Origin of the sequence: Polaribacter sp. (assembly GCF_049276715.1) — a bacterium.
In the GTDB taxonomy this organism is placed as follows: domain Bacteria; phylum Bacteroidota; class Bacteroidia; order Flavobacteriales; family Flavobacteriaceae; genus Polaribacter.
Genome location: NZ_JBASWY010000010.1, coordinates 1 through 1738, shown reverse-complemented (window position 1 = coordinate 1738; position 1738 = coordinate 1). Strand labels below are relative to the sequence as shown.

Annotated in this window: 1 protein-coding gene; it reads right to left on the bottom strand. The window is 47.5% G+C overall.

Annotation, left to right across the window (positions count from 1 at the left end; genetic code table 11):
• Nucleotides 1-15 precede the first annotated feature (15 nt).
• A complete protein-coding gene (locus tag WAO74_RS03015) occupies nucleotides 16-1629 on the bottom strand; it encodes a Tn7-like element transposition protein TnsE (RefSeq protein ID WP_422159573.1) in 1614 nt (537 codons plus the stop codon).
• Between the last annotated feature and the right edge of the window lie 109 nt (nucleotides 1630-1738).

The window sequence follows — 1738 nt, the reverse complement described above, 5'->3', positions numbered from 1 at the left end:
CTGTGCAGAAGCTTCTTATTTTTGAAGTTCAACTGAATCAATCGCGGATTTTACCCGCCGTGCCCAACATTTGATAAGTTGCAGGTCCAGATCGGTGCCACCATCGGAGGCGAGCCTTTGATGAGAGATTCTCTTGTAGGTGAGCTTAAACTTTTCATCCAGGTAAGACTTTGGCCAAGTCAGAGACCCCTTTACCAGTTTTCTCGCTATCTCGGAGATCCGCTCGTTCCAATCAGAACCTACACCTCGTTGTTTAATCAGCAGTGTTGATAACTGGTTTCTGCCATCCGAGGTATCTACTTCGATCAACGCGTAAACCGAAGAACCTTGGCTGATCAATTGAAAGTAAAGACAACGAGGGTTCCCGTCTGCGAGGAGACTCTTAGAATAGCCTTTGATTCGCGGCAATTTTCGAATTTCTCGATGGACGTTTTGGTATCCAAACTCGCGAATCAGCTCATCCAACATCGCTTCAAAGGTCTCGAATTTACCGGTATACAGCGGGGTATCGAGACTTTTGTCGTCTAGCCCATCATAATCAGCAGCGGCTCGTGTACCGTAAATACTAGCCTCATCGACACTTACGTCTAAACCATCGGTGTCTTTTGGCAGGTCTGAATGAGCTCCCTCTTGACTGTTACCTCCTACTGATCTGCGCTTCTTCCCGGAACGGGTAGTTTGAATTGGGTTAATGAATTCAAAAGCTACAGCAGGAACATCTATCTTGAGTTCCAAATGATCAGACGCGGGAGTATTTTCGTCATCGATGTCGGCTATAGGTTCTGACGAATATTTAGACTTAGGGCCCACTCCCCCCGCTGAACGCTTATCGGCGAATCGCGGGTCGAAAAAAACAACTCTTTTTGGACAGTCGCACTTCAGTTTAGCAATGCTATCGATTTCGTACACAAAATAAGCATTTCGACTCTTGTCGAAATGCCCGCGAAGCGCTAGCTCAACACCGACAAGCCGCGGGGGCTGAAACTGGAAAGACCAAACACGATAGTTATTTTTGTCATACCCATTCTTAATCTGAAGCTGAGCTATGCTGTCGAATGACCTGCGAGCATCGTCATCTAACAAGATCCAAGCCAAGAGCCGTCGTAGCGCATGATCGCCTCTCACGTAATCTGGCAAGTTGCAAGTTGGCATGATGTTAACAGTTGCTTCACCCTGCTCGCTGACGCCCTGGAGATCAAACTCCTGTGAAAGGCTATTAGGTATCAGTGATAATCGGGCTAAGTAGCCATGATGGAAAAACAGAACCCGGGCTAACTCAAGCTGTGGAAGATAGTAGTGTTTGCTTTGGTGTTTAAACACAAAACACAGCTGCCGCTTGTCTTCCTGCTCACTGACTCGCGGTATCGGACACTTATCGATGGGCTCAATACGCCAGTTGCGAGTGTCATCAATTATTACTTTCGATTTGTAGCCGGCAGAATGCGGCTGCTTGGTAGCATTCAGTACCCTGCGTCTGGCAAGTATCGGGATGTGAGATACACCAAAGCTTTTTTTCGTTTGCTCGGGATCAAGAGTTACTGCGATTTTCCAGTCTGAGCGGCCTTGTGCACGGGATAAAGACCCAATTGCGAAAATTCGGCTATTTTCGAGGACACCTTTGAACTTCATATCTTGTACACACCAGGGTCTCTAAAAACTGTCGAGCCAGTAGCGTTAGTCTCTCATCACTCAGCCTGGCTAGCCGAAGCAGACGCCACCGTGGAGGATGGTCATATAG

Bases quoted from the DNA above. Each gene is read 5' to 3' on its own strand.
- WAO74_RS03015 (WP_422159573.1), bottom strand. From the start codon at position 1,629: ATGAAGTTCAAAGGTGTCCTCGAAAATAGCCGAATTTTCGCAATTGGG.